Annotated in this window: 23 protein-coding genes; 8 read left to right on the top strand and 15 right to left on the bottom strand. The window is 64.8% G+C overall.

Annotation, left to right across the window (positions count from 1 at the left end; translation table 11 throughout):
* Positions 1 to 24: 24 nt before the first annotated feature.
* From H3H45_RS05225 to coxB, 4 genes are read right to left on the bottom strand one after another with little or no spacing between them, the layout of a single operon-like run.
* Complete coding sequence (locus H3H45_RS05225) at positions 25 to 912, bottom strand: cytochrome c oxidase subunit 3 (RefSeq protein ID WP_182832653.1); 888 nt, start codon at positions 910 to 912, stop codon at positions 25 to 27.
* 11 nt (positions 913 to 923) lie between these two features.
* Positions 924 to 1,490, bottom strand: a complete 567-nt coding sequence (locus H3H45_RS05220) for a cytochrome c oxidase assembly protein (protein ID WP_182832652.1) — start codon at positions 1,488 to 1,490, stop codon at positions 924 to 926.
* A gap of 10 nt (positions 1,491 to 1,500) precedes the next feature.
* On the bottom strand, positions 1,501 to 3,090 hold the full coding sequence (gene ctaD, locus H3H45_RS05215; RefSeq protein WP_182832651.1) for a cytochrome c oxidase subunit I: 1,590 nt from the start codon (positions 3,088 to 3,090) through the stop codon (positions 1,501 to 1,503).
* 4 nt (positions 3,091 to 3,094) lie between these two features.
* Positions 3,095 to 4,219, bottom strand: a complete 1,125-nt coding sequence (gene coxB, locus H3H45_RS05210; protein WP_182832650.1) for a cytochrome c oxidase subunit II — start codon at positions 4,217 to 4,219, stop codon at positions 3,095 to 3,097.
* Between the two features lie 372 nt (positions 4,220 to 4,591).
* Here coxB and H3H45_RS05205 point away from each other — a divergent pair, with 372 nt between their 5' ends.
* Complete coding sequence (locus tag H3H45_RS05205) at positions 4,592 to 5,233, top strand: hypothetical protein (RefSeq protein WP_182832649.1); 642 nt, start codon at positions 4,592 to 4,594, stop codon at positions 5,231 to 5,233.
* Positions 5,234 to 5,299: 66 nt separating this feature from the next.
* On the opposite strand, the gene H3H45_RS05200 is transcribed toward H3H45_RS05205, so the two are convergent.
* The 4 genes from H3H45_RS05200 to prlC all read right to left on the bottom strand — a co-directional run bounded on the left by H3H45_RS05200 (position 5,300) and on the right by prlC (position 9,642).
* Entirely contained in the window at positions 5,300 to 6,025 is a 726-nt protein-coding gene (locus H3H45_RS05200) for a carbonic anhydrase (protein WP_182832648.1), read from the bottom strand.
* Positions 6,026 to 6,109: 84 nt separating this feature from the next.
* Positions 6,110 to 7,168 (bottom strand): PA0069 family radical SAM protein, encoded by a 1,059-nt coding sequence (locus H3H45_RS05195; protein ID WP_182832647.1) that lies wholly within the window; start codon positions 7,166 to 7,168, stop codon positions 6,110 to 6,112.
* A gap of 156 nt (positions 7,169 to 7,324) precedes the next feature.
* Positions 7,325 to 7,597 (bottom strand): YheV family putative zinc ribbon protein, encoded by a 273-nt coding sequence (locus H3H45_RS05190; RefSeq protein WP_182832646.1) that lies wholly within the window; start codon positions 7,595 to 7,597, stop codon positions 7,325 to 7,327.
* Positions 7,594 to 9,642, bottom strand: coding sequence for an oligopeptidase A (prlC, locus tag H3H45_RS05185; protein ID WP_182832645.1), 2,049 nt, complete (start codon positions 9,640 to 9,642; stop codon positions 7,594 to 7,596). Before prlC ends, H3H45_RS05190 begins: the two co-directional genes overlap by 4 nt.
* Positions 9,643 to 9,766: 124 nt before the next feature.
* On the opposite strand from prlC, the gene H3H45_RS05180 reads away from it, so the two are divergent.
* On the top strand, positions 9,767 to 10,315 hold the full coding sequence (locus H3H45_RS05180; RefSeq protein WP_182832644.1) for a gamma carbonic anhydrase family protein: 549 nt from the start codon (positions 9,767 to 9,769) through the stop codon (positions 10,313 to 10,315).
* A gap of 72 nt (positions 10,316 to 10,387) precedes the next feature.
* Entirely contained in the window at positions 10,388 to 11,353 is a 966-nt protein-coding gene (locus H3H45_RS05175) for a hypothetical protein (protein WP_182832643.1), read from the top strand.
* Between the two features lie 16 nt (positions 11,354 to 11,369).
* Here H3H45_RS05175 and H3H45_RS05170 read toward each other — a convergent pair whose 3' ends face one another.
* Positions 11,370 to 12,446: an aminopeptidase gene (locus H3H45_RS05170; RefSeq protein ID WP_182832642.1), complete on the bottom strand. Its 1,077-nt coding sequence runs from the start codon at positions 12,444 to 12,446 to the stop codon at positions 11,370 to 11,372.
* Between the two features lie 53 nt (positions 12,447 to 12,499).
* On the opposite strand from H3H45_RS05170, the gene H3H45_RS05165 reads away from it, so the two are divergent.
* Positions 12,500 to 12,916, top strand: coding sequence for a PA0061/PA0062 family lipoprotein (locus tag H3H45_RS05165; protein ID WP_182832641.1), 417 nt, complete (start codon positions 12,500 to 12,502; stop codon positions 12,914 to 12,916).
* Positions 12,917 to 12,957: 41 nt separating this feature from the next.
* Entirely contained in the window at positions 12,958 to 13,377 is a 420-nt protein-coding gene (locus H3H45_RS05160) for a PA0061/PA0062 family lipoprotein (RefSeq protein WP_182832640.1), read from the top strand.
* 161 nt (positions 13,378 to 13,538) lie between these two features.
* Here H3H45_RS05160 and H3H45_RS05155 read toward each other — a convergent pair whose 3' ends face one another.
* From H3H45_RS05155 to H3H45_RS05135, 5 genes are all read right to left on the bottom strand, one after another.
* On the bottom strand, positions 13,539 to 13,964 hold the full coding sequence (locus tag H3H45_RS05155) for an OsmC family protein (protein ID WP_328822274.1): 426 nt from the start codon (positions 13,962 to 13,964) through the stop codon (positions 13,539 to 13,541).
* Positions 13,965 to 14,039: 75 nt separating this feature from the next.
* The gene (locus tag H3H45_RS05150) at positions 14,040 to 15,041 is read right to left on the bottom strand and encodes an LLM class flavin-dependent oxidoreductase (protein WP_182832638.1); all 1,002 of its coding nucleotides are present in this window, start codon (positions 15,039 to 15,041) and stop codon (positions 14,040 to 14,042) included.
* Between the two features lie 110 nt (positions 15,042 to 15,151).
* Positions 15,152 to 15,376 (bottom strand): DUF1161 domain-containing protein, encoded by a 225-nt coding sequence (locus H3H45_RS05145; RefSeq protein ID WP_173210698.1) that lies wholly within the window; start codon positions 15,374 to 15,376, stop codon positions 15,152 to 15,154.
* A 157-nt stretch (positions 15,377 to 15,533) separates the two neighbouring features.
* Positions 15,534 to 15,749 (bottom strand): dodecin, encoded by a 216-nt coding sequence (locus tag H3H45_RS05140; protein WP_182832637.1) that lies wholly within the window; start codon positions 15,747 to 15,749, stop codon positions 15,534 to 15,536.
* A 48-nt stretch (positions 15,750 to 15,797) separates the two neighbouring features.
* Positions 15,798 to 16,685: a LysR family transcriptional regulator gene (locus tag H3H45_RS05135; protein ID WP_182832636.1), complete on the bottom strand. Its 888-nt coding sequence runs from the start codon at positions 16,683 to 16,685 to the stop codon at positions 15,798 to 15,800.
* A gap of 147 nt (positions 16,686 to 16,832) precedes the next feature.
* Between H3H45_RS05135 and trpB the strand changes: the two genes are divergently transcribed.
* The 3 genes from trpB to H3H45_RS05120 all read left to right on the top strand — a co-directional run bounded on the left by trpB (position 16,833) and on the right by H3H45_RS05120 (position 19,345).
* On the top strand, positions 16,833 to 18,047 hold the full coding sequence (gene trpB / locus H3H45_RS05130) for a tryptophan synthase subunit beta (protein ID WP_182832635.1): 1,215 nt from the start codon (positions 16,833 to 16,835) through the stop codon (positions 18,045 to 18,047).
* Positions 18,047 to 18,856, top strand: a complete 810-nt coding sequence (gene trpA / locus H3H45_RS05125) for a tryptophan synthase subunit alpha (protein WP_182832634.1) — start codon at positions 18,047 to 18,049, stop codon at positions 18,854 to 18,856. The genes trpB and trpA overlap by 1 nt, the downstream gene beginning before the upstream one ends.
* A gap of 240 nt (positions 18,857 to 19,096) precedes the next feature.
* Positions 19,097 to 19,345, top strand: a complete 249-nt coding sequence (locus tag H3H45_RS05120) for a hypothetical protein (protein WP_182832633.1) — start codon at positions 19,097 to 19,099, stop codon at positions 19,343 to 19,345.
* Between the two features lie 23 nt (positions 19,346 to 19,368).
* On the opposite strand, the gene H3H45_RS05115 is transcribed toward H3H45_RS05120, so the two are convergent.
* Positions 19,369 to 20,493: a M14 family metallopeptidase gene (locus H3H45_RS05115; RefSeq protein WP_182832632.1), complete on the bottom strand. Its 1,125-nt coding sequence runs from the start codon at positions 20,491 to 20,493 to the stop codon at positions 19,369 to 19,371.
* Between the last annotated feature and the right edge of the window lie 48 nt (positions 20,494 to 20,541).

Below are 20,541 nucleotides of genomic sequence, written 5' to 3'. Positions count from 1 at the left end.
AACACCTGCCGCCAGCCAGGTCGATCAAAGCACGTAAACGAAGATAAACAGCCCCAGCCAGACCACGTCGACGAAGTGCCAGTACCAGCTGGCCGCCTCGAAGCCGAAGTGCTTGTCACCATCGAAGTGGCCCTTGAGCACCCGCACCAGCATCACGGTGAGGATGATCGCCCCCAGGGTTACGTGGGCACCGTGGAAACCGGTGAGCATGAAGAAGGTCGCGCCGTAGATGCCCGAGCCGAGGGTCAGGCCCAGTTCGGTGTAGGCCTCGATGTATTCCTCGACCTGCAGCACCAGGAACGCCGCCCCCAGCAGAATGGTCAGCGCCAGCCAGGCCTTGAGCGGGCCCCGCTTGTTCTTCTTCAGCGCGTGGTGGGCGAAGGTCACGGTGAAACTGGAGGTCACCAGCAGGATGGTGTTGATCAAAGGCAGGTGCCAGGGATCAATCACCGCGCTCGGCGGCGGGAACAGCTTGGGATCCGGGTTGCTCAGCGCCGGCCAGCTGTACTGGAAGCCTTCCCAGAGCATGTTGCTGATGCCCTTGTCACCCTCGCCACCGAGCCAGGGACCGGCCCAGGTGCGGATGTAGAACAGCGCACCGAAGAAGGCAGCAAAGAACATCACCTCGGAGAAGATGAACCAGCTCATGCCCCAGCGGAACGAGCGATCCATCTGCGGGCTGTACAGGCCGCCGCGGCTTTCCTTGATCACCGCGCCGAACCAGCCGAACAGCATGTAGGCGAGGAACAGGCCGCCGACGAAGAAGATCAGCGGGCCGTTGGACTCGGCGCGCTCGGCCTTGAGGTCGTTGAACCAGGTGCCGAGACCGTAGACGGTCAACAGCATGCCGAGGGTGGCGATGATCGGCCACTTGCTCTGGGCGGGAACGTAGTACTGCTCGTGACTCGACATTGTTGTTCTCCTTATGGAGCCGACTGGGTAAGGGTCGCCTGGGCGACAGGCGGTTTACGCGCAGTGATATCGAACAGGGTGTAGGCCAGGGTCAGGTGTTTCACATCGGCGGGCAGATCGCGGTCGACGATAAAGCGCACCGGCATCTCGATGCGCTCGCCCGGCTGCAGCACCTGCTGGGTGAAACAGAAGCACTCGGTCTTGTGGAAGTACGCCGCCGCCTTGGACGGCGACACGCTGGGTATGGCCTGGGCGGTCATCGGCTTGTCGCTGGGGTTGTAGGCGACGAACAGCATCTGGTTGCTGGAGCCCGGATGCACTTCCAGCTCGTCGCTCTGCGCCTTGAACTCCCAGACCATGCCGGCGGCATTGGTGGCGAGGAACTGCACGCGCACCTGGCGCGCCTCGTCCACCGTCTGCGCGCCGTCATAGGCCCCGGCGGTCTTGCCATTGATGCCAAAGGCCTGGCACATCGCGTCATACAGCGGCGGCAGGACGAAGACGCCGAAACAGAACATCGCCACCACCACCAGCAGCAGCTGCACGACCAGACGACGGGTGCCGATGACCTCGCTCACGATGCCGCTCCTACTTCACTTCCGGCGGGGTGGTGAAGGTGTGGTAGGGCGCCGGTGACGGCACCGTCCACTCCAGCCCTTCGGCGCCATCCCAGGGCTTGGCCGGGGCTGGCTTGCCGCCACGGATGCACTTGATGACGATGAACAGGAAAAGGAACTGGGTGGCACCGAACATGAAGGCGCCGACCGACGAGAGCATGTTGAAGTCGGCGAACTGCAGGTTGTAGTCGGGAATCCGCCGCGGCATGCCGGCCAGGCCGACGAAGTGCATCGGGAAGAACGCCAAGTTCATGCCGATGAAGCTCATCCAGAAGTGCAGCTTGCCGAGGGTCTCGTCGTACATGTGCCCGGTCCACTTGGGCAGCCAGTAGTAGGCGGAGGCGAAGATGCCGAAGATCGCACCGGGCACCAGCACGTAGTGGAAGTGCGCCACCACGAAGTAGGTGTCGTGGTACTGGAAGTCCGCCGGGGCGATGGCCAGCATCAGTCCGGAGAAGCCGCCGATGGTGAACAGGATGACGAAGGCCACGGAGAACAGCATCGGCGTCTCGAAGGTCATCGACCCCTGCCACATGGTGCTTGCCCAGTTGAACACCTTCACCCCGGTCGGTACGGCGATCAGCATGGTGGCGTACATGAAGAACAGTTCGCCGGTGAGCGGGATGCCCACGGTGAACATGTGGTGCGCCCAGACGATGAACGACAGGAAGGCGATCGAGGCGGTCGCGTAGACCATCGAGGTGTAGCCGAACAGCGGCTTGCGCGCGAAGGCCGGGATGATTGCACTGACCGCGCCGAAGGCCGGCAGGATCATGATGTACACCTCGGGGTGGCCGAAGAACCAGAACACGTGCTGGAACAGCACCGGGTCGCCGCCACCAGCCGCGCTGAAGAAGCTGGTGCCGAAGTGGATGTCCATCAGCATCATGGTCACCACACCGGCCAGCACCGGCATCACCGCGATCAGCAGGAAGGCGGTGATCAGCCAGGTCCAGACGAACAGCGGCATCTTCATCAGGGTCATGCCAGGGGCACGCAAGTTGAGGATGGTGGCGATCACGTTGATCGCGCCCATGATCGAACTGATACCCATCAGGTGTACGGCGAAGATGAAGAAGGTCACCGACTCCGGCGCGTAGGTGGTCGACAGCGGCGCGTAGAAGGTCCAGCCGAAGTTGGGCCCGCCGCCTTCGCTGAACAGGGTGCTGACCAGCATGCCGAAGGCCGCCGGCAGCAGCCAGAAGCTGAAGTTGTTCATCCGCGGCAGTGCCATGTCCGGCGCGCCGACCATCAGCGGGATCATCCAGTTGGCCAGGCCGACGAACGCCGGCATCACCGCGCCGAAGACCATGATCAGGCCGTGCATGGTGGTCATCTGGTTGAAGAACTCGGGCTGCACGATCTGCAGGCCCGGCTGGAACAGCTCGGCACGAATCACCATGGCCATGCTGCCACCCAGCAGGAACATGGCGAAACTGAACCACAGGTACATGGTGCCGATGTCTTTGTGGTTGGTGGTCAGCACCCAGCGCATCAGGCCCTTGGCCGGGCCGTGGTGATGGTCATGTCCGGCATGACCGTGGTCGATCACTGCACTCATGTCCTTACTCCTGAGCCTGTTTGAACGCGAGGACGTCTTTCGGCGTGACCATGTCGCCTACCGCATTGCCCCAGGCATTGCGTTCGTAGGTGATGATCGCGGCGATATCGACTTCCGAGAGTTGCTTGCCGAAAGCGGCCATGGAGGTGCCGGGCTTGCCGTTGACCACGATGCCGATGTGGCCGGCAGCCGGGCCGGTAGCGATGGCCGAGCCCTTGAGGGCCGGGAACATCGGCGGTAGGCCTTCGCCACTGGCCTGGTGACAGGCGGCGCAGGAGGTGTTGTAGGCCTTTTCACCACGCGCCATCAGCTCGTCGTAGGTCCACTCCTTGCTGGTCAGCTCCTTGAGCTTGGCAGCCTGTTCCTTGCGCTCGGCCAGCCAGATAGCAAAGTCCTCCTTGGACTTGGCCTCGACCACCACCGGCATGAAGCCATGGTCCTTGCCGCACAGCTCGGTGCACTGGCCGCGGAAGATGCCGGGCTCCTCGATGCGGGTCCAGGACTCGTTGATGAAGCCGGGGATGGCGTCCTTCTTCACTGCCAACGCAGGCACCCACCAGGAGTGGATCACATCGGCGGCGGTGATCAGGAAGCGCACCTTGGTACCCACCGGTACCACCAGCGGCTCATCGACTTCGAGCAGATAATGCTCGCCCTTCTCCGCCTGGTTGTTGATCTGCGCGGCGGGCGTGGCCAGGTTGCTGAAGAACTCGACGTCCTGGCCCAGATATTTGTAGTGCCACTTCCACTGGTAGCCGGTGATCTGGATATCCAGCTCCGACTCGGAAGTGTCGTAGATCTCGATCAGCGTCTTGGTCGCCGGTACCGCCATCACCACCAGAATGACGAAGGGCACGACGGTCCAGAGGATCTCCACCGTGGTGCTTTCGTGAAAGTGGGCGGCGACCTGGCCGGTAGAACGACGGTGAATGATCATCGACCAGAACATGGCGCCGAAGACCACCACGCCGATCACGACGCAGATCCAGAAGATAATCATGTGCAGGTCGAAGACTGAACGACTGACCTCGGTGGCACCCGGCAGCATATTCACTGCCCACTCGGCCTGCGCCGAGCCAAATGCCAACCACAGCAGGAGGCCCATCCAGACTCGTGGATGTCGCATCATTGCGGGTTCCCCTTAATTGTTCTTGTTATCCCGCCGGCAAAGCCCGCGGCAAAGGGATCGACTGCCGATACTGCTGGCAAAAACTGTCGAAACCTCTCCGTGCCGAAGCCCGTCCGGTTCCATCAGGTAACGCCTTGCGATTTCGAGTATAGCCAGCCACCGCGACATAACAACGCCGCCGGAAAAATGCCTGCTCGATTCTGTCCCTTGGCTGGAGCGCTAGAATGACGAGGGCTGCAGCGCAGAGCGGGGCGCGCTATATAGCAAGTAAGAATAAATATTTAATAATTATGACAATCCGGTCTTAGCCGGCACGCGTTCCGAGCTAAGGTGAATTCTCGTTTGAGTCATGTCCTCATTTCAGGAGCTGTCATGAATACCGTCGCACTGCGCGAACAGATCCACCAGGCACTGGCCCATGAAGCCGAAAGCGGGGCATTGGCCAACCAGTTGCAAACCCAACTGAGCAAGCTGCACCCGACCATCCAACTCCCAGTCAGCGACGCCCGTGGCGTACTCGAACGCTTTGTCGCCGCCTATATCGAACAGGTGCCGGATGTGCTCGACGCGGCCAATAGCGTGGCCCGCGAAGCCGGCATCGAGGAACAGATCAAGCCGGTGCTGAAGCTGGCCGAGCAGTTCTTCCTCAGCCCGCCGAGCGTGATGGAAGGCCACCAGGGCCTCGACGCCCTGCTCGACGAGGCCTACCTGGCCCATCGTCTGGTCGAGGAGGTCAACGACCGCTACATCACCCACCTCGGCCAACCGCTGATCCCACTGGATACCACGGTGGCCAACCTGATCGCCCATCAGTTGATCGGCGAGCCCTTCGCCAACCAGCTGGACGAAGCAGTGCATCACGCCATGGAGGGACTACTGGATGACAATGTGTTCCAGCAGAGTTCGGTACAGGACTACCGGGCCCGTCTGAGCAGCCCGCAGACCCTGGCGGCCTGGCAGAACTGGCCGTGTCTGTCGCGCCAGCTCGGCGTCGAGCTGGGTCTGCCGGCGTAGCAACAGCTGCCAACACCTGAGCACGCGTCAGATGCAACAAGGCCCGCATGCGCGGGCCTTGTCGTTTCACTGCGCCGGGTAGCGCGCCTTGGGCGTAGCCATCGGCACCACCTCGCCGTCCAGCGGCAGGAAGCCCCCGCTCTTGGCGTCGTAGGCACGAATTGCGCTGCTCTCGATGTCGTACACCCAGCCGTGGATGAACAGCTGCCCGCTGGCCAGCCGGGCCGCCACCGAGGGGTGGGTGCACAGGTGGTTGAGCTGGGCGATCACGTTCTCCTCGGTGAGGATGCCCAGGGTGTCGTGGCCGCTGCAGCCGCAGTTTTCCTCGACCACCTTGAGCGCCACTTCGCTGTGCCGCAGCCAGGCCTTGACTGTGGGCATGTTCTCCAGGGTCTCGGGGGCCAGCACCGCCTTCATCGCCCCGCAGTCGGAATGGCCGCAGACGATGATGTGCTGCACGCCCAGGGCCAGCACCGCGTACTCGATGGCCGTGGACACCCCGCCCATCATCTGCCCATAAGACGGCACCACGTTGCCGACGTTGCGGGTAACGAACAGGTCGCCCGGCGCGCTCTGGGTGATCAGCTCGGGGACGATGCGCGAGTCGGCGCAGGTGATGAACATGGCGCGCGGGTTCTGCGCGCTGGCCAGGGCTTTGAACAGTTCCTCCTGCTGCGGGAAGACCTCAGTGCGGAAGCGCTTGAAGCCGCCGACTATGGCACTCAGCGCCTCGTCGGCGCTTTCCGGCGCGGTGCGCGCCTGCAGGGGAATGGCGTTGTGCTTGTAGGGCATTGCGTCTACCTCATGCTGAACCGTTGCGCTGGGCGAATTATCGACCCGGCATGCGGACAGCCGCTAGCCGTGATGAGTCACAAATTAAAGTAGTGACAGCTGGCCGCCAGGCGGGGCGAACTGGCTGCAATCGAGAGCGAAACCTTCGCGCCGATTCAGCCCCAGGCGCTTGAGCGCTAGCTGGAAGCGCTGCGCCAGCAGCTCGGCGAACACCCCCTGACCGCGAAAACGCTGGCCGAAGCGGCTGTCGTACAGCTCGCCGCCGCGGCTCTGGCGGATCAGGCTCAGCACATGCTCGGCACGCTGCGGGTGGTGCGCCTGTAACCACTCCTCGAACAGCGGCGCCACCTCGCGCGGCAGGCGCAGCAGCATGTAGTTGGCGCTCTGCGCGCCGGCCTGTTTGGCTGCTTCCAGCAGGCTCTCCAGCTCCATGTCGTTGATCATCGGGATCATCGGCGAGCACAGCACGCCCACCGGAATGCGCTGTTCGCGCAGCACGCGGATCGTCCGCAAACGCGCAGCAGGCGCAGCGGCGCGCGGTTCGAGGATGCGCTTGAGCGCGTCATCCAGGGTGGTCAGGCTGATATACACCGAAACCAGGCGGCGCTCAGCCAGCTGACTGAGCAGGTCGAGGTCGCGCAGGATCAGCGCGCCCTTGGTGACGATGGTCAGTGGGTGGCCATAGCGCAGCAGCACTTCCAGGCAACGACGGGTCAACTGGTGTTCGCGCTCGATCGGCTGGTAGGGGTCGGTGTTGCTGCCCAGGGCGATCGGTGCGCAGACGTAGCCCGGCTTGCTCAGTTGTTGTTCGAGCAGGGCCGGCGCATTGCGCTTGGCGATCAGCTTGGTCTCGAAGTCGATGCCCGGTGACAGGTCCCAGTAGGCATGGCTGGGCCGCGCATAGCAGTAGATGCAGCCGTGTTCGCAGCCACGGTAGGGGTTGAGCGAGCGGTCGAATGGCAGATCCGGTGACTGGTTGCGGCTGATGATGCTCTTGGCCATTTCCACCCGCACCTCGGTGGCGCGGCTGGGCGGCACTTCCTGGAACCAGCCGTCGTCGCTGGCAATGATGCGTTGCGGCGCGAAGCGGTTGTGCGGATTGCTGGCGGTGCCGCGACCGCGCGGCGGGAGGAGAGTGGACATGACAAAGCCCTCGGCAAATACCTGTATAAATATACAGTTATTTACCGAGAACGGCAGTACCGGCCGGAAGTTACTCACTGGGCTTCTTATGGCCTGCCATCCGTGGCGGCCACCCCTGTAGGGCCGTCGCTAGGCGACGTTAAAAATGACTCCCGGTCATTTTTTCAGCTTCGGATTGGGGAAGAACTGCACCGCCTGCACCTTGGGATTGGCTGGCTTGGCTGCGGCCTTGTTGACCCGGGTCGGAATCTCGCGGGGGATCGAGTTGCCCTGGGCGTCCAGGGTGTCGCCGAAACCGCAGGCCACGCACTCGCGGTTCGGCGTGCCGTCCACGTCCCACATCTGGATGGTATCCATGGCGCTGCAGGCCGGGCACACGGCACCGGCAATAAAGCGTTTCTTGCCCACGTTTACCGGTGCGTCGCTCATGCTGCTTCTCCGCTCAGGCCGGAGTGGCGCAGCAGGGCATCAATGCTCGGCTCGCGGCCACGGAAGTCGACGAACAGCAGCATTGGCGCCTGCGAGCCGCCACGGGCCAGGATCGCCTCGCGGAAGGCGCGGCCGGTGGCGGGGTTGAGCACGCCCTCTTCCTCGAAACGGGAGAAGGCATCGGCACTCAGCACCTCGGCCCACTTGTAGCTGTAGTAACCGGCCGCGTAACCGCCGGCGAAGATGTGCGCAAAGCTGTTGGCGAAGCGGTTGTAGGCCGGCGGGCGCAACACCGAGACCTCGGCGCGGATGCCTTCGAGCACGTCCAGCACGCTGCGGCCTTCGCCATGGCTGGCGTGCAGCTCGAAGTCGAACAGCGAGAACTCCAGCTGGCGCACCATCATCAGCCCGGACTGGAAGTTCTTCGCGGCCAGCATCTTGTCCAGCAGGTCCTGGGGCAGCGGCTCACCCGTTTCGTAATGTCCCGAGATCAGCGCCAGGCCCTCAGGCTCCCAGCACCAGTTCTCCATAAACTGGCTCGGCAGCTCCACCGCATCCCAAGCCACGCCGTTGATCCCGGAAGCGCCGGCATGCTCGACACGGGTCAGCAGGTGGTGCAGGCCGTGGCCGAACTCGTGGAACAGGGTGGTGACTTCATCGTGGGTCAGCAGCGCCGGCTTGCCGAGGGAGGCCGGGGTGAAGTTGCACACCAGATTGGCCACCGGGCTGACCAGCTTGCCATCGGCGGCACGGCGCTTGTCGCGGGCGCCATCCATCCAGGCGCCGCCACGCTTGTTGGCGCGGGCGTAGAGGTCGAAGAAGAAGCGTCCGACGTGCTGGCCGTTCTCCTCAATCTCGAACAGGCGCACGTCCGGGTGCCAACTGTCGAAGCCGGACAGCTCCTTGATCTGGATGCCGTAGAGCTTCTCGACGATGGCGAACAGGCCGCTGAGCACCTTGTCGATGGGGAACCAGGCGCGCACCTGCTCCTGGGAAATGCTGTAGCGCTGCTCGCGCAGCTTCTCGCTGTAGTAGCCAACGTCCCAGCTCTGCAGATCGGCGCAGCCTTGCTCGGCAGCGAAGGCTTTCAGTTCCTCCAGGTCTTGAGCGGCGAAGGGTTTGCTGCGCACGGCCAGGTCGCGGAGAAAATGCAGGACCTGGTCGGTATTTTCGGCCATCTTGCTGGCCAGCGACAGTTCACTGTAATTGCCGAAACCGAGCAGGCGGGCCAGTTCCTGGCGCAGGTCGAGGATCTCGGCCATCAGTGGGCCGTTGTCGAACTGACCGGCATTCGGCCCCTGGTCGGAGGCGCGGGTGCAGTAGGCGGCATACAGCTCTTCGCGCAAGGCGCGGTCGTCGGCGTAGGTCATCACCGCGAAGTAGCTGGGGAATTCCAGGCTGATCAGCCAACCGTCCAGACCCTTGGCCTCGGCGGCCTGGGCCATCTGTGCCTTGGCCGAGTCGGTGAGACCGGCCAGGGCCGCTTCATCGGTGACGTGCTTGGTCCAGGCCTGGGTGGCGTCGAGCAGCTGGTTGGAGAATTTGCTGGTCAGCTCGGACAGCTTCATCTGGATCTCGCCGTAGCGCTTCTGCTCGGCGGCCGGCAGATCGATGCCGGACAGGCGGAAGTCGCGCAGGGCGTGTTCGAGGATGGTCTGCTGCGCCACGTCGAAACCGGCGGCAACCGGGCTATTGGCCAGTGCCTCATAAGCCTCGAACAGCGGCTTGTTCTGGCCCATCTCGGTCCAGTATTCGGACAGCTTGGGCAGGCAGGCCTCGTAGGCCGCGCGCAGCTCGGCGTTATTGCACACCGCATTGAGGTGGCTGACCGGGCTCCAGGCCCGACCCAGGCGCGCGTTCAGCTCGTCGAGGGCCAGCACCAGGCCATCCCAGCTCGGCGCGGCGCGCTGGCTTTCGAGGATGGACACCAGCGCCGCGCGGCTGTCGGCGAGGATGCTGTCGATGGCCGGCTCGACATGCTCGGGCTTGATCGCGGAGTAGGGCGGCAGGTCGAAATCTTGGAGAAGAGGGTTGCTGGCAGACACGGCAAGGCACCTTTGATGCACGAATTCATGAACAGGTTATGGGGCCGCAGGCGGCAATTCACAACCGGAATGCCCCGCATGTTAATTACAATCGGGGCATTCCGCAGCCGAAGAGGTTTCTATCGTGGCGATTCGTAAGTACCAGGGGGTGACCCCGCAGCTCGGCGCGCGGGTGTTTGTCGACCGTTCGTCTGTGGTCATCGGCGATGTCGAGCTGGGCGAGGACAGCTCGGTGTGGCCCTTCGCCCTGATTCGTGGCGATATGCACCGCATCCGCATCGGCGCGCGCACCAGCGTGCAGGACGGTAGCGTGCTGCATATCACCCATGCCGGGCCGTTCAATCCGGACGGCTACCCGCTGATCATCGGCGACGAAGTGACCATCGGCCACAAGGTCACCCTGCACGGCTGCACCCTGGGCAACCGCATCCTGGTTGGCATGGGCAGCATCGTCATGGACGGTGCCGTGGTGAAGGACGAGGTGGTGATCGGCGCGGGTTCGCTGGTGCCGCCGGGCAAGCTGCTGGAGAGCGGCTACCTGTACGTCGGCAGCCCGGTGAAGCAGGCGCGGGCGCTGACCGACAAGGAACGCGCCTTCTTCAGCTACAGCGCGGCCAACTACGTGAAGCTCAAGGATTTGCACCTGGCCGAGGGGTACGATCAGGCCGAGTGATCACCATCACGCCAGCGACCGGGCTGGCTATGCTGGCGCCGCGCCGCCTTCCAAGCAGAAAAGGATTCCCCCGTGCACGCCAACCCCTTCGACCTACCCGTCAGCCAACCTCCCGCGGCCGCGTTGACGGCTCGGGCGTCTGTCCTGCCCTATGCCTTCATGGGCCTGACGCTGCTGATCGGCCTGAGCGGTCTTGTGTTCAATCTGCTCAGCGTGTGGCTGCCGCAGGATGAGGAGCTGTTCGCCAGCTACCTGGAGTACCTCCCGCAAATCCTCGCCTCCTTTGTCGAAGGCACGCTGCTCAGCGCCGTCGCCGTCCTGTTGCTGAGCCGCAGCTACCTGGAGCGCCACGCCATTGTCGGCTGCGCGCGCCCAAGGCAACTGCTGGCGCTGTTCTTCGGCATGGCGCTGGTGCTGTCACTGGTGCTCGGCTTTGGTGCTGGGCAGTTGCTGTCGCACCTGCTGCCCTGGGCCTACGAATGGTTCGAGTCACCGACCCTGGCGCAGCTCTTGATCAGCGAGCCGATCAACCTGCTGCTGTTCGTCCTCGATACCCTGCTGCCGCTGTGGCTGAGCCTGCATCTGCTGCGCCATCACGCCGTACCGGGTGCTGCGCGCCCGGTTCCGCGCCGGGAGCCGGCCCTGGCCTTCGCCCTGTGCTTTGCGGTGGTCTACCTGAAGCTGGTGAGCCTGCTGCCAGAACAGTTGTTCTACTACGACAGTGCCTGGATCTACAGCCTGTTGCTGTTGGCTGGCCTGCTGCAAGCCGGCCTGGTGTTCGCCGCCGCCTGGAGTGGTTTGCCGCTGCTGCTGCGCCAGTGCAACCCGGGGCGGCTGATCCTCGCCAGCCTGCTGTGCTCGCTGCTCTGGTTGCTGGCCTTCGTGCTGGTTGCCGTGGCCATCGCGCTGTATACCCTGAGCGGCAACGAGCTGGTCAGCGAAGCGCTGCTGGTGCTGCCCGGCCTGGGCCTGCTGGCACTGCTCTGGCCGCTGACGCGCCTGAGCCTGCGCTGGGTATATCGGCCACAAGCTGCCTGATGGTCAGCCAAACGCACTAATCGCCCGCCGTCAGCCTGTTCAACTGCGCGCGGCGCTGCTTGGCCGGCAGCTCGCCGAGTGCCGCTGCCTGTGCGTAGAAGCTGGCCCAGTCGCTCCCGGCCTGGGCAAACAGGGCCGCAAACGCTGGCACCCAGCGGTCGTAAAGGCCGAAGGGCAGCAGCTTGGCATTGTTCAGCGGCGCGTTGATCCAGGCATCGAAACGCCGGTCGCCGCGCCACTGGCTGTCGCACAGCTGGCGGTATTCGCTGCGCAGGCGGGCAAACTCGGCGGCCTTGCCCTGGCGCTTTTCCACGTCGCTGCGCGGGCTGGCGTACAGCCGTTCGAGACGCGCGCGGCTGGCCAGGATCAGCGCGATGAATTGCTGCTTCTGCCGCTCACCGGCGTCGTCCTGCGCCGGCAGACCACGGCGGGCGCGCCACTGGCGCAGGCCCTCCTGCTCGACGAAGCTGGCGAAGGACTCGTTGAACGCGGTGTCGTCCTGCACATACAGCTGCTGGTGGGCCAGTTCGTGGAAGATCACCGCGGCCAGGCGCTCGTCGTCCCAACGCAGCATGCTGCTGAGGATCGGGTCATCGAACCAGCCCAGGGTGGAGTAGGCCTCGATCCCGGCCACATAGGTATCCAGGCCCTCCTGGCGCAGCAGGGCGGCGGCGCCACGGGCGCGACTCTGCTGGTAGAAACCGCGGTAGGCCACGCAGCCGGCGATGGGGAAGCAGTGGGTCAGCGGCGCCAGCGATAGCTCGGCGGTGGCAAACACATTCCACACCACATAGGGCCGCTGCAGGTCGGCATACAGGCGGTAGCTGCGGTTGTCCGGCAGGCCCAGCTCGGCACTGGCAAAACTGCGCGCCTGCTGGGCCAGGGCCAGGCGTTTTTGCAACTGCGGGTCGCGCGCCGGGTCGGCGATGATCGCGCTGACCGGCTCACGCGCCTGCAGCAGTTGCCACTGGCCGCCGGCGAGCTGGGCGTAATACTCCAGGCTGCTGCAACCGCTCAGCAGCAGGCCGAGCAACAGGGGAACCCCGCAGCGGCGGGCGTGGTCGAGTATGACGAGCGATAGGGTCGGGAGCATGCGCCGAGCCTATTGCATTGTCCCTGCCAGACGCCAGCCACGAGGAATGTCACATGTATCGCCTGATGCTCTGCAGCCTGCCCTTGCTTCTCGCCGGTTGCTCCCTCTGGCTGCCGCGTCACGATCCCGGCCAGGCCTGGATCGAGCTGCATGCGGGCGAAGACCAGCAGCTGCAAGCGCTGCAGGTGGACGGCCAGGCCCTGGAGGACGCGCGCTATTTCCAGGTCAGTCCGGGGCGCCATGAGCTGCAGGTGCGCCTGCACTTCCAGGTCGCGCCGAGCAATATCGGCCCGACCAGCCAGGCTCATCCGCGCACCTGTCTGCTGAGCCTGGACTACAGCGAATTCGCCGCCGGCCAACGCTATAGCCTGAAGGCTGGCAGCCATGGCTTCCGCCCTTGGGCCAGACTCTACGATGAACACGACAAACCGCTGATACGCGCCCGCGAAGGCCGCTGCGGCGAGGTTTGATCAGCGCTATGCTGCAACTCTGCCGCCCGGAGCAACCGACCATGCGCCCATTCTTCTTCATCATCCTGCTCACCCTTGGCGCCTGCGCCAGCCCGCTGCCTACGCCCGACCCGCAACAGGCCTGGGTCAGCCTCTACGCCAGCGCCGGCTACACCCTGATGGCGCACAAGCTGGACGATAAACAGACCCGCGACGGCCGCTACTTCCAGGTCAGCCCCGGCGCCCATGCGCTGGATGTGCGCTTCCAGTTCGAAGTGGCGGGTGGCGGCGGAGGTGGCGACTTCAGCAGTGAGCCGATACAGATGACCTGCCACCTGCGCCTGCAGTACGACGGCTTTGCCGCCGGCCAGCAGTACCGCATCGAGGCCCGCCCCCTGCAGTACAAGGCCCAGGCCTGGCTCTACGACAGCCAGCGCCAGGTGCTGGCGCGCGCCAAGGTGCTGCGCTGCAACACCTTCTAAGAGCCTGTTCACGATCTCCTGGCCGTCGGCCATACCGCGTTAAAAACAGGCTCGGAATGCTCATTTACAGCTCGTAAACTGCGCTTCCTCGCCTGTTTTTGCCTTGTCTGGCTCTAGTCCAAAAGATCGTGAATAGGCTCTAAGAGCAGCTGCCAAACGTCTCAGCTGTCCAATGTCGTGTGCAGGGTGATCTCGGCATTGAGCAGCTTGGATACCGGACAGCCGGTCTTGGCCGCGGCCACCGCCTGCTCGAAGCGAACCCGGTCGGCACCGGGAATCTTCGCCTTGAGCCTCAGGTTGACTGTGCTAATGGTGAAACCGCCGGCATCCTTTTCCAGCACCACTTCGGCCTGGGTGTCGATGCTCTCGGCGGTCATCCCGGCCTCGCCTAGCTGCAGGGACAGGGCCATGGAGAAACAAGCGGCATGCGCCGCGCCGATCAGCTCCTCGGGATTGCTGCCAGGCTGGCCCTCGAAGCGGGTATTGAAGCCATAGGGGGTGGCCTTGAGGGCACCGCTCTCGGTGGAGATGGTGCCCTTGCCGTCCTTGATGCCGCCCTGCCAGTGGGCGGATGCCGTCTTCTTGATCGCCATGTGCGTGCTCCTCGCGAATTAGGGGTGTCCTGCTTGAGAGGGCAGCGCACACCACAAAGTTCGCCCGGTCTAGTCGCGCAGGCCGGCCAGGATCTCGAAGCTGCGCAGGCGATGCTCGTGCTGGTACAGGTCGCCGGTGAAGATCAGCTCATCGGCGCCGGTCTGTTCCAGCAGGATCTCCAGGCGCGCACGCACCTTCTGCGGTCCGCCGATCACCGCCAGGCCGAGGAAGTCGCCCACCGCCTGCTGCTCGTGCGGCTGCCAGCGCCCGGCCATGCTCTCCACCGGCGGGCGTAGCACCAGGCTCTGCCCGCGCATCAGCGCCAGCACGCGCTGGAAGGCGGTAGTGGCGAGGAACTCGGCCTCTTCATCAGTCGGCGCGGCGATCAGCGGTACGCCGACCATCGCATAGGGTTTGTCGAGCACGGCCGAGGGCTGGAAGTTGTCGCGGTAGATGCGCAGCGCCTGGTGCAGGTAGCGCGGCGCGAAGTGCGCGGCGAAGGCATAGGGCAGGCCTTTCTGCGCCGCCAGCTGGGCGCTGAACAGGCTGGAACCGAGCAGCCAGAGCGGCACGTTGCTGTCCATGCCCGGCATGGCGATCACCTGCTGCCCCGGCTGGCGCGGGCCAAGCAGGGCCTGCAGTTCCTCGACATCCTGGGGGAAGTCGTCGGCGCTGCCCAGGCGGTCGCGGCGCAGGGCGCGGGCGGTCTGCTGGTCGGCCCCCGGCGCGCGGCCGAGGCCCAGTTCGATGCGCCCCGGATACAACGCGGCGAGGGTGCCGAACTGCTCGGCCACCACCAGCGGCGCATGGTTGGGCAGCATGATGCCGCCGGAACCCAGGCGCAGGGTCGTGGTGCCGGCCGCCAGGTAGCCGAGCAGCACCGCGGTGGCCGAGCTGGCGATGCCCTCCATGTTGTGGTGCTCGGCCACCCAGTAGCGCGAGAAGCCCAGGCGCTCGGCATGCTGGGCCAGAGCCAGGGAACGTTGCAGGGCCGGCGCAGGGCCGCTCTCGTCGTCGCGCATCGGCGCCAGGTCGAGGATTGAAAACGGGGTGGTGGACAGCCTGCTCATAAAGCCTCCTGAGGTCATACCAGCTTTATGGGGGCGGCGCGGCGAAAGGCAACAACAAAAAGGCCGGAGCCCCTGGCGGGAACTCCGGCCTGTGCAGACGGGCGCTAGGCTCAGCCGCGCTGGTAGACGATTTCCTTGCTGCCAGCTTCGCAGGTGCCGACCACGCTCTTGTCGCCGGCGCTGCCCTTGTCCACCACCTCCAGGCTATAGGCCGCAACGCCCTTGGCCTTGAGCTTGGCGTCGATCTCCGCCTTCAGCTCCTCGCACGGCTTGGCCGCCGCCAGGGCCGAGCCAGCCAGGGAAAACAGGGCCAGGCCCAGAATCAGTTGTTTCATGGTTAACGCTCCTTCGTTAGATAAACGGCTCAAACGAGCCATGGCGGGGCAATCCACCCCCAGACGGAAAGGGCGCGCGCTCTTGTTCGAACCCCAGCGCCACGCTGCCAGACCACAGGCAGCCTAGCGCACGGAGCGAGGAATTTCTGCCAACGCCTCAGCTATTGCCGATGCGGAAACCGACTTTCAAGGTGACCTGATAGTGGCCGACCTTGCCGCCCTCGATATGCCCGCGGGTTTCAGTGACTTCGAACCAATCCATGTTGCGCACGGACTTGGCGCATTCGGCCAGGGCATTGCTGATCGCGTCCTCGATGCTGGTCTTCGACGAGCCGACGACTTCGATCTTCTTGTAGGTGTGGTGATCGGACATGCTGCTTCTCCTTAGGCAGGACTGTTCCTGTCTGAGGCTAGTCGAGAATCAGCCGGCCAGTTCCTCGCGTAACCATTCGGCCAGGCGCTCTGCGCGGCTATCGCGAGCCCGCGCCGGCACCCACAGGGCCAGCCGTGCCGGCGTTTCGACAAAACCCCAGGGCGCCAGCAAGCGGCCGCCGGCCATATCGTCGGCAACCAGCTGCTGCGGGGCGATAGCCACGCCAAGGCCGGCCGCCGCCGCCTCCAGCAGGTAATACAGGTGCTCGAAGCCCTGACCCAGCTGCAGGCGCGTGGCATCCAGCTGCTGCGCCCGCGCCCACTGCGGCCAGGCCTGCGGGCGCGACACGGTGTGCAGCAGTGGCTCACCCAGCAACGCCCCGGCCGGCGCCTGGGCCAGCTCGGCAAAGCGCGGCGAACGCGGGCTGAGCACCGGGCCGATGCGTTCGGCGGCCAGTTCGAACACCTGCATGTCCGCCGGCCAGGGCGGTTCGGCGAAACACAGGGTGGCATCCACCCCAGGGCGGCGCGGGTCCAGTTCGCCTTCGCTGGCCGACAGTTGCAGGCGCAGCTCGGGCAATGCGCGCTGTAATCTGTCGAGACGCGGAATAAACCAGCGCGCCAGCAGGCTGCCGGGGCAGCCGAGAACAAAAGGCGCATCGACCTGCTGCTGTTTCAGCTCGGCGCAGGTACTGCGCAGACGCTCGAAGGCCTCACTCGCCGCATCGCGCAGACGGATGCCGGCATCGGTGAGTTTTACGCCGCGCCCCTCCTTGCTGAACAAGGGCACCCCCAGTTGGTCCTCCAGCACACGGATCTGCCGGCTCACCGCACCGTGGGTTACGCTCAGCTCATCTGCGGCCTGGCTGACACTCTGCAGGCGGGCAGCGGCTTCGAAGGCGCGCAGGGCATTCAGCGGGGGCAGTTCTCGGCTCATGATATCTGTGATTTTTTCTGACGTGTTACGGCAATCTAATCGCTTTTCAGGTGGGCGGCCAGGGGTAGAATGGCGCCATCGTCCATACCCTCTCCTCCGGCCCCTCGTTCAGCAGCGGGCCTGGGGGGCAGAAACAGGAGCTCCGCCATGACTTCACTGCGCACCGGCCCAGACGCCACTGGCCTGTTCGGCCACTTCGGCGGTCAGTACGTCGCCGAAACCCTGATGCCGCTGATTCACGACCTGGCCGCCGAGTACGAAAAGGCCAAGCTGGACCCCGAATTCCAGAAGGAACTGGCCTACTTCCAGCGTGACTTCGTCGGCCGTCCGAGCCCGCTGTATTTCGCCGAGCGCCTGACCGAGATGTGCGGCGGTGCGAAGATCTACTTCAAGCGCGAAGAGCTCAATCACACCGGCGCGCACAAGATCAACAACTGCATCGGCCAGGCCCTGCTGGCACGGCGCATGGGCAAGAAACGCATCATCGCCGAGACCGGCGCCGGCATGCACGGCGTGGCCACCGCCACCGTGGCCGCGCGCTTTGGCATGGAATGCGTGATCTTCATGGGCACCACCGACATCGATCGCCAGCAGGCCAACGTGTTCCGCATGAAGCTGCTGGGCGCCACCGTGATCCCCGTGGTCGCCGGCACCGGCACCTTGAAAGACGCGATGAACGAAGCCCTGCGCGACTGGGTGACCAACGTCGACAACACCTTCTACATGATCGGCACCGTGGCCGGCCCGCACCCGTACCCGGCAATGGTGCGCGACTTCCAGGCGGTGATCGGCAAGGAAACCCGCGAGCAGATCCTCGCCCAGGAAGGCCGTCTGCCCGACAGCCTGGTGGCCTGCATCGGCGGTGGCTCCAACGCCATCGGCCTGTTCCACCCCTTCCTCGACGATAAATCCGTGCAGATTGTCGGCGTCGAAGCCGCCGGCTACGGCATCGCCACCGGCAAGCATGCGGCCAGCCTGAACGGCGGCGTACCGGGCGTATTGCACGGCAACCGCACCTTCCTGCTGCAGGACAACGACGGCCAGATCATCGACGCCCACTCGATTTCCGCCGGCCTCGATTACCCCGGCATCGGCCCGGAACACGCCTGGTTGCATGATATCGGCCGCGTCGAATACACCTCGGTAACCGACGACGAAGCCCTGGCCGCGTTCCACACCTGCTGCCGTCAGGAAGGCATCATCCCGGCCCTGGAAAGTGCCCACGCCCTGGCCGAAGCCTTCAAACGTGCACCGAAGCTGCCCAAAGATCATCTGATGGTGATCAACCTGTCCGGCCGCGGCGACAAGGACATGCAGACCGTCATGCACCACATGGAACAGTCCAAGCAGGAGAAACACTGATGAGCCGCCTGCAAAGCCGCTTTGCTGAACTGAAAGAACAAAATCGCGCCGCCCTGGTGACCTTCGTCACCGCCGGCGACCCCAACTACGACGCGTCCCTGGCTATCCTCAAGGGCCTGCCGGCGGCCGGTGCCGACGTAATCGAACTGGGCATGCCGTTCACCGACCCGATGGCCGACGGCCCGGCGATCCAGCTGGCCAACATCCGCGCCCTGGGCGCCAAGCAGAACCTGGCCAAGACCCTGCAGATGGTCCGTGAGTTCCGTGCAGGCGATCAGACCACCCCGCTGGTGCTGATGGGCTACTTCAACCCGATCCACCACTACGGCGTCGCGGCCTTCATCGCCGAGGCCAAAGAGTCCGGTGTCGATGGCCTGATCGTGGTCGACCTGCCGCCGGAACATAACGCCGACCTGTGCGACCCGGCCCAGGCTGCGGGCCTGGACTTCATCCGCCTGACCACCCCGACCACCGACGACAAACGCCTGCCCACCGTGCTCAACGGCAGCTCGGGCTTCGTCTATTACGTCTCGGTAGCCGGCGTCACCGGCGCCGGCTCGGCCACCATCGAGCATGTGCAGGAAGCCGTGACCCGCCTGCGCCGCCACACCGAACTGCCACTGTGCATCGGCTTCGGCATCCGTACCCCGGAACACGCGGCGACCATCGCCCGTCTGGCCGACGGTGTGGTGGTCGGCTCGGCACTGATCGACCAGATCGCCAATGCCACGGACGACCAGCAGGCCATCCAGGGCGTGCTGAGCCTTTGCCGGTCGCTGGCCGAGGGAGTTCGCGGCGCGCGCCTTTAAACACTGTCGTCCGCCGTAAAAAAGCCGCTGCTCTGGATGGAGACAGCGGCTTTTTCATGCCCAGCGGCAAGCGGTTTCAGCACCCCTTCACCACCCCGCCCAACGCCCCGCTAAGCGCCGTTCGCCCTTCCAGATGAACGACATGGCGCGACTGTTCCAGCCGATCTAGCCTGACTGGGGACAACCCTCGGCACCCGGCCCCGGATTTTCCTGTGCGCCAGCCAGGAATGGAGCAGCCCCATGGCAGACCTAGACCCCATCGACTTTGCCGCACCCGGCCTGGCCCTTGAGCCAGAGCAGGGATCAGCCACCGCCCAGGAAGCGCCGAAGAAGAAGGCCTGCTTCCAGATCGACACCCGCGACAAATGCAAAAGCGAGCGCCGGCAGAACGGTGAACGCCGGCAGAGCATTCGCTTCGAGGCCGACCGCCGCAGCGGCGAAGACCGCCGCCCGCACAAGCCAGGCTGGGAGCTGGGCATCGACCTCTAGGCTGCGCTCGCGGAACAGGCTGCTCAGCGCAGCTTGTCGACCATCGCCGCCAGCACACTGAACACGGCACGCGCCAGGTTCTTGCTGCGCGCGCCATTCCAGCCGGTGCGCGGATCGGGCGTGAGGTCGTGGTCCTTGAACGGCATCTCCACCGTATAGGCCAGGCAATCGTAGGTCTGCCCGACCCAGTTGCAGGCCAGCGCCAGGTTGGCCTGGCCGGGTTCGTCGCGCGGGTAGCCGTGTTCCACCTGGAATTCGCCGCAGGCCATCAGGCGCTCGCGGAACTCCTGCTCCAGGGCGTCCAGGCGCGCCGTAAAACCGGGGTTGCCTTCGCAGCCGGCGGTAAACACGTAGGGGATTTCCTCGTCACCGTGGATATCCAGGAAGCAGTCGACGCCGTGGGCGGCCATCTGCTGCTGGACGAACAGCACTTCCGGGCTTTGCCCAGCACTGGGCGCCTGCCAGGCGCGGTTGAGGTCCTGGCCGGCAGCGTTGGTGCGCAGGTTGCCGAGGAAGGCGCCGTCCGGGTTCATGTGCGGCACCAGGTACAGATCGGCCTGGGCGAGCAGGCCGCGCAGCTGATCATCCTGCTCGTGCAGCCTGTCGATCAGGCCTTCCATGAACCACTCGGCCATGTGCTCGCCCGGATGCTGCTGGGCGATCAGCCAGATCTTGCGCGGCGCCTGGGCCGTGCCGCGCACATGCAGCAGCGGCAGCTCGCGGCCTTGCAGACTCGTGCCGCAGGCCAGCAGTTCGACATTCGGCAGGGCCAGGGCACGCACCAGCAACTGCGCGTGGCGGGCACGGCTGTAGGGCTCGAAGTAGGCGAAATAGGCCTGGGCCTGCTCGGCGAGCAGTTCGAAATGCAGGCCGCCCTCGTCATAGCGGGTCGGCACACGGAACCAGTCCACACCGTCATAGCTGGCCACCGCCTGGTAGCCGCTCCAGGCGTTCTTGTAGCTGGACTGCGGCGCGTTGATCAGGCTGAAGCCATGGCGCTGGCCCGGCAGCAGGCCCTCGGCGAGGAAGTGGAACCACTGGAAGTGCTCGCTGGCGAAATCCTTGCGGATCGCCAGGCGCACCTGCTGCGGGTTGCTGGCATCCACTACTTGAATATTACCGCTGTCGAAATCGCTACGAATCTGCATGGCCGGGTCCTCTGCGCTGGATGCCAGGCAGGATAACCGGCAACGCCG

The organism is Aquipseudomonas guryensis, assembly GCF_014164785.1.
Lineage (GTDB): Bacteria > Pseudomonadota > Gammaproteobacteria > Pseudomonadales > Pseudomonadaceae > Aquipseudomonas > Aquipseudomonas guryensis.
This window is presented reverse-complemented; position numbering and strand designations above follow the sequence as displayed.